Origin of the sequence: Streptomyces sp. NPDC007346, from assembly GCF_040703535.1 — a bacterium.
Taxonomy (GTDB): Bacteria; Actinomycetota; Actinomycetes; order Streptomycetales; family Streptomycetaceae; genus Streptomyces.
The window spans coordinates 39,120-45,119 of the sequence record NZ_JBEYKR010000048.1 but is presented as its reverse complement, the minus strand read 5'-3'; the positions used below and the strand labels follow the sequence as shown (position 1 = coordinate 45,119).

At 72.0% G+C, this 6,000-nt stretch carries 6 protein-coding genes; 1 reads left to right on the top strand and 5 read right to left on the bottom strand.

What is annotated here, in order from left to right; translation table 11 throughout:
* Positions 1 to 183: 183 nt before the first annotated feature.
* The 4 genes from mshC to AB0917_RS15295 form a co-directional block, all read right to left on the bottom strand.
* On the bottom strand, positions 184 to 1,413 hold the full coding sequence (gene mshC / locus AB0917_RS15310; RefSeq protein ID WP_366820005.1) for a cysteine--1-D-myo-inosityl 2-amino-2-deoxy-alpha-D-glucopyranoside ligase: 1,230 nt from the start codon (positions 1,411 to 1,413) through the stop codon (positions 184 to 186).
* A 145-nt stretch (positions 1,414 to 1,558) separates the two neighbouring features.
* Positions 1,559 to 2,398 carry an SCO1664 family protein gene (locus AB0917_RS15305; RefSeq protein WP_366820004.1) on the bottom strand — a complete coding sequence of 280 codons (840 nt, stop codon included), beginning with the start codon at positions 2,396 to 2,398 and terminating at the stop codon, positions 1,559 to 1,561.
* Positions 2,362 to 2,952, bottom strand: a complete 591-nt coding sequence (locus AB0917_RS15300) for a DUF3090 domain-containing protein (protein ID WP_355865661.1) — start codon at positions 2,950 to 2,952, stop codon at positions 2,362 to 2,364. The genes AB0917_RS15305 and AB0917_RS15300 overlap by 37 nt, the downstream gene beginning before the upstream one ends.
* Before the next feature lie 71 nt (positions 2,953 to 3,023).
* A complete protein-coding gene (locus tag AB0917_RS15295; RefSeq protein ID WP_366820003.1) occupies positions 3,024 to 3,746 on the bottom strand; it encodes a histidine phosphatase family protein in 723 nt (240 codons plus the stop codon).
* Positions 3,747 to 3,877: 131 nt separating this feature from the next.
* Here AB0917_RS15295 and corA point away from each other — a divergent pair, with 131 nt between their 5' ends.
* Positions 3,878 to 4,864, top strand: a complete 987-nt coding sequence (gene corA, locus AB0917_RS15290; protein ID WP_366820002.1) for a magnesium/cobalt transporter CorA — start codon at positions 3,878 to 3,880, stop codon at positions 4,862 to 4,864.
* A gap of 119 nt (positions 4,865 to 4,983) precedes the next feature.
* Here corA and AB0917_RS15285 read toward each other — a convergent pair whose 3' ends face one another.
* Complete coding sequence (locus tag AB0917_RS15285; RefSeq protein WP_366820001.1) at positions 4,984 to 5,772, bottom strand: ferritin-like domain-containing protein; 789 nt, start codon at positions 5,770 to 5,772, stop codon at positions 4,984 to 4,986.
* Positions 5,773 to 6,000: the final 228 nt, after the last annotated feature.

Below are 6,000 nucleotides of genomic sequence, written 5' to 3'. Positions count from 1 at the left end.
GTCGGGGGGCCTCCCCGAAGACCCCCTTGTTGTAGTGAGGGGTACCGGCCCGGCTTTGCGCGGCTAATGCGGGGGCCGGTCCTGGTGAGGGGAGCGGGCGGCGGCGGGCCGCCCGCCGTACCGGGGTCTTCCGTCGGGATCAGGCCGAACCCCGCGAGCCCGGCCCGATCCCGACGAGGGGCCCTACAGCGCGACCCCCAGCAGGGCGTCGACGGTACGGGAGACGAGGCCGGGTGCCCCTTCGTCCGTGCCGCCCTCCGCGCTCTGGAGTGCGGCCCAGCGGTCCACGGCGGCGAGCGCCGTGGGCGTGTCCAGGTCGTCGGAGAGGGCCTCGCGGACCTCCTCGACCAGCGCGTCGGCCGACCGCCCGTCGGGGCGGGAGACCGCCGCGCGCCAGCGGGCCAGGCGCTCGACGGCGTCGGCGAGGACCTGGTCGGTCCACTCCCAGTCGGCGCGGTAGTGGCGGGAGAGCAGGGCGAGGCGGATGGCCGCCGGGTCCACGCCCTCGCGGCGCAGGGTGGAGACGAAGACGAGGTTGCCCTTGGACTTGGACATCTTCTCGCCGTCGAGGCCGACCATGCCGGCGTGGACGTACGCCTTGGCGAACGGGTGCTCGCCGGTCAGCGCCTGGGCGTGCGAGGCGCCCATCTCGTGGTGCGGGAAGACGAGGTCGGAGCCGCCGCCCTGGATGTCGAAGCCCATGCCGAGGTGGTCGAGGGCGATGGCGACGCACTCGATGTGCCAGCCCGGACGGCCCTCGCCCAGGGAGGCCCCGTCCCAGCTCGGCTCACCCGGGCGGGCGGCCATCCAGAGCATCGGGTCGAGGGGGTTCTTCTTGCCGGGGCGCTCGGGGTCGCCGCCGCGCTCGGCGGAGAGCAGGCGCATCGCCGCCGCGTCGAGCCCGGAGACCTCGCCGAAGTGCGGGTCGGCGTCGACGGAGAAGTAGACGTCGCCCTCGAGTTCGTAGGCGGCACCCGCCTCCCTCAGCCGTTCGACGAGCGGCACGATGCCCGGTATGGCCTCGACCGCTCCGATGTAGTGCTGCGGGGGCAGCATCCGCAGGGCGGTCATGTCCTCGCGGAAGAGAGCCGTCTCGCGCTCCGCGAGCTCGGACCAGTCCTGGCCGTCGCGCACGGCCCGCTCCAGGAGCGGATCGTCCACGTCGGTCACGTTCTGGACGTAGTGAACCTGCCGCTTGGTGTCGAGCCACACGCGCTGAACGAGGTCGAACGCGTTGTAGGTCGCCGCATGACCCAGGTGGGTCGCGTCGTACGGCGTGATGCCGCAGACGTAGATGCGGGCGACGGGACCGGGGTCAAGGGTGATCCGTCCGCCGGTCGCGGTGTCGTGGATCCGAAGGTCGCGGCCCTTGCCAGGCAGGGCGGGGACCTCAGAAGCGGGCCAGGCATGCATGTCCTGAGCGTAACCGGACGATGCTTCCGGATACGAACCGGATCCGGAATCCTGTCCGAAGAGGCACTCTTGCGATAAACCTTCGAAAGGCTGTACGGGCAGGAGGTGTACGGGCGCCCGCAGGTGCCCCTGCCGAGGGGCGCCGCTACACGGGCGGCCAGGGAATCGGCGGCCACCGGCCGCCCGGCTTCGGGTGCACCCCGTCGGCGAGCAGCCCCGCCACCCGCTCCCGCAGGGCCTCCAGCTCGGCCGCCGTGATGAGTTGCGCCATCCGGGTGGCCAGGGGCTCCCCCGCGGCCAGCTCCCCGGCGAGCAGCCCGAGCACCCGCAGCGCCTCCTCGGTGAGCGGTTCGCCGGCCCAGCCCCACAGGAGGGTGCGCAGCTTGTCGTCCGCGTTGAAGGTGACCCCGTGGTCGATGCCGTACAGCAGCCCGCCGGGGGCCGGCAGGAGGTGGCCGCCCTTGCGGTCCCCGTTGTTGATCACCGCGTCCAGCACCGCGAGCCGCCGCAGCCGGGGGTCGTCCGCGTGCACCAGCAGCGCGGTCCTCCCCTCCCCCACGTCCGCGAAGCCCACGGCCTTCCAGCCCTCGCCCGGCTCGTCGTCCTCCACGAGCGCGAGGAGCGGGGGCGCCTCCTCGCCGGACCCGGGCCCGTCGATCCAGAGCTGGCACATGCCCTCGCCGTACGGGCCCTCCCGCAGCACGGTGGGCGGCACGAGCTCCCACCCGGTCGCCCGGGATATCTCGTACGCGGCCACCTCCCGCTGCGCCAGCGTCCCGTCGGGGAAGTCCCACAGCGGCTGCTCCCCCGCGACCGGCTTGTAGGCGCAGGTGCGCTCCTCACCCTCGTACGCGACGGTGCAGTGCAGCACCGCGTTGGACGCCCCGCCGACCTGCCCGAGCACGGTGAGCGTGCCTTCGGTGAGCAGGGTGAGCAGCTCGGTGTCCGTCAGGCTCCGCGACGGTATCCGTTCTGGCGCGGGCATACGTGTCCTTCCGGATCGAGCGGCAGGCTGCACAACGGACACGGCGGACGCCCGGCGTTGACGACGTCCAGGGCTCGCTTGGCGAACGCTCGGGCCTGGGCGCCGCTGAGCCGGACGCGGAGCATCGGCGGGCCGTTCTCCTCGTCCTGGAGAAGCTTCTCCTCGGCCTCCGCGAGGTCGTCCTCGGAGTCCGCGTCGAGCTCGACGAGGGCCTGCGCCTCGACGATCATGCGCTGTTCGTCGCCGTCCCAGGCCAGGGCCATGGTGCCGACCCGGAACTCCTCCTCGACGGGGACGTCCAGGGGGGCGGTGTCGGTGACGTCGGTGGGAGCCACGGCGGGGACCGGCGAGTTGCCCCCGGTACGCCGGACCACCTCGTCGAGCAGTTCGTCGATCCGCTCGGCCAGGGCGGCGACCTGCGTCTTCTCCAGGGCGACGCTGGTGACCCGCCCCTGGGAGGAGGCCTGCAGGAAAAACGTACGGCGGCCAGGCAACCCGACCGTACCGGCCACGAATCGGTCCGGTGGGTCGTAGAGGAACACCTGACGGGACACGTCCTGTCTCCCTTGAGAATCGTTGGGTGGATAGCGGCGCTACGGCGCGTCCACCCTACTGCCCGCGGAGATCACGGCGCGCCCCCGCCGCCCCCGACCGCCGCCTCCGACGTGGTGTCAGCCGCGCCGGACGGCACGGCGTCCGCCCCGACGGACTGTTCGCGCGGTGCCAGCGGGGTGAGATCGCCGGTGTCGCCGACCCGCAGCAGGAAGGGGCGCAGCCGCGTGTAGCGGATCGCGGTGACCGAACAGGGGTCCACGTGGATGCGCTGGAAGAGGTCCAGGTGCATGCCGAGGGCGTCGGCGACCAGGGACTTGATGATGTCGCCGTGCGAGCACATCACGTAGGTGGCGTCCTCGCCGTGCTCCGCCTCGACGCGGTCGTTCCAGTCGCGTACGGCGTCGACGGCGCGGGCCTGCATCGCGCGCATCGACTCGCCGCCGGGGAAGGCCGCGGCGGAGGGGTGCTGCTGGACGACGGACATCAGCGGCTCCTCGGAGAGCTCGGCGAGCTTGCGGCCCGACCAGTCGCCGTAGTCGCACTCGCTGACGCGTTCCTCGGTGTGCACGGGCAGCTCGGGGCGGGCGTCCAGGAGCGGCTGGAGCGTCTGGCGGCACCGCTCCAGGGGGCTGCTGACGGCGGCGGCGAAGGTGAGGGCGGCCAGCCGCGCGGGCAGGGCGGCGGCCTGTTCGGCGCCGCGCTCGTCGAGGAGGACCCCTGGGGTGCGGCCCGCCAGCACTCCGGCGGTGTTGGCGGTGGAGCGTCCGTGGCGTACGAGGATCAGCGTGGGCATACCGGCAGCCTAGGGCGTGTCCGGCGGATCAGGACCTGGGTGCGGGGAAGGCCTCACGGGGAAGGAGGGGTCGGTGACCTGACCCCGCCCACCTTGTACGTTGTGGTCCTTAACCTCCCAAGGATGCCGAAATGATCGTGGACTGTGCCATCTACCAGGACGGACACCGGACCGATGGACCCGACGACTTCTCCCAGGCGCTCGGAAAGGCGCGAAAGTCCGACGACGCCTTCCTCTGGATCGGGCTGCACGAGCCGACCGAGCAGGAATTCGACCTGGTGAGCCATGAGTTCGGGCTGCACCCACTAGCCGTGGAGGACGCGCTGCGGGCCCACCAGCGCCCCAAGCTGGAGGTGTACGACGACTCCCTCTTCGCGGTGCTGAAGCCGGTCGTCTACGAGTCGAGCAGCGACACGGTGAGCGCCGACGAACTGATGATCTTCATCGGCGACTCGTTCGTGGTGACCGTCCGGCACGGCGGCAGCGCCCCTCTGGCCGACGTCCGCAGGCGCCTGGAGGCGGACCCGCAGATACTGGCGCACGGCCCGACCGCGGTGCTCTACGCGATCAGCGACGCGGTGGTGGACCACTACATCGACGTGGCCGGCGAGCTCCAGGTGGACCTGGAGGAGCTGGAGACCGAGGTCTTCGCCCCGAGCGGGAACAGCGACTCCTCGAACACCGCGGCGAGCATCTACACGTTCAAGCGGCAGGTGCTGGAGTTCCGCCGGGCCACCGGCCCGCTGACGTCGCCGATGACCCGGCTCGCGGGGGCGGGGGTGCCGTTCGTCCACGAGGACGCGCGGCCGTTCTTCCGTGACGTCGCCGACCACCTGATGCGGGTCAACGAGCAGGTGGAGGGGTTGGACCGGCTGCTGTCGGACATCCTCTCGGCCCACCTGGCGCAGATGGGGGTGCGGCAGAACGACGACATGCGCAAGATCTCGGCGTGGGCGGCCATGGCCGCGGTCCCGACGATGGTGGCGGGCATCTACGGCATGAACTTCGACCACATGCCGGAGCTGCACTGGGCGTGGACCTATCCGGTCGTCGTCGCCTTCATGGCCCTGGCGGTGTTCGGCCTCCACCGCCAGTTCAAGCGGCGGGGGTGGCTCTGAGGTGACGCGGGACCTTGAGGGGTCACGCGTGGTCGTAGGGGTTACGCGTGGTCCTGTGGGTTACGTGTTTGCCCCGAGGCTTACGCGCGGCCCTGAGGGTCACGCGTGCGCGTGAAAGGTCACGCGTACTCGGGTTCCGGTACGGCCCGGCCGCCCAGCGCGTCGCGCCGCTCGGGCATCTCCAGCCTCACCATGCGCCGCCAGCCGCCGAGGCGCTCGTACGCGTACACGGCGTGGATGCCGACGAGCAGCGCGGCGGCCTTGGGACGCGGCCAGCCCAGTAGCCGGCCCATGTGGGCCATCACCGCGAGGCTGACGTCGCGGTAGACCCGGATCTCCGCCAGGGCGCACTCGCGCATGATCCGCTGGATGGTCCGGCCGTGCCCCTCACGGGCGAGCCGCAGCAGCTCCTCGTGGCAGTACGCGAGGTGGCCGTCCTCGTCGTCGGAGATCATCCGCACCGCGCGGCCGATGTCGGGGTGGTCGGCGAAGTACCGCCGCAGCAGCCGCATCTGCTCGGAGGCGCGCTGCTCGGTGATCCTGCTATGGGCCAGATAGGTGATGATGTCGCGCTCGGTGAGCCGCTCCTCGCCCCGCAGCCGGGAGTGGGCGAGGCCGATGCCCTGCTGCTCCAGGAGCATCGTGTAGTCGGTCTCCGGGGGGACGTCGGCCGGGCGCAGCCCGCGCTTCTTCAGGAGGGCGTTGAAGATCCGGCCGTGCTTGTCCTCGTCGGCGCCGTGCCGCACGATCCGGGACGCCAGATCGCGGCGGCTCTCGGGGGCGAGGGCGGCGATGCGGGCGTTCTCCCAGCCGCCCTGGGACTCCCCGCCGGCGGCGATGGAGCAGAAGAGCCGGTAGGTCTCGTCGTCGTCCAGGATCTCCTGGAACAGGCTGCGGGCTGAGAGCATGAGGGCCACCTCCGTACCGGTCCTCGCGGAGTGGGCACCGCGGGGCAGTAGTGCGCGGAGCAGCAGTCAAATGCGCCGGGGAGCGGTCGGCAACCGGAGCAACGGTTGGGCCGGCCGCACGGTCCGGCGTAACTCCGGGGCGTGCGGCGCGTTGTTCCCGGTGACGGCCGTGGCGGGGAAGACCCCCGAGCCCCCACCACGGCCGTAGTGCTGTCCCGGTGCGTGCCG

Excerpts from the sequence above, each read along its gene's own strand:
- mshC (WP_366820005.1), bottom strand. The coding sequence starts at position 1,413 with ATGCATGCCTGGCCCGCTTCTGAGGTCCCCGCCCTGCCTGGCAAGGGC.
- AB0917_RS15305 (WP_366820004.1), bottom strand. The coding sequence starts at position 2,398 with ATGCCCGCGCCAGAACGGATACCGTCGCGGAGCCTGACGGACACCGAG.
- AB0917_RS15295 (WP_366820003.1), bottom strand. The coding sequence starts at position 3,746 with ATGCCCACGCTGATCCTCGTACGCCACGGACGCTCCACCGCCAACACC.
- corA (WP_366820002.1), top strand. The coding sequence starts at position 3,878 with ATGATCGTGGACTGTGCCATCTACCAGGACGGACACCGGACCGATGGA.
- AB0917_RS15285 (WP_366820001.1), bottom strand. The coding sequence starts at position 5,772 with ATGCTCTCAGCCCGCAGCCTGTTCCAGGAGATCCTGGACGACGACGAG.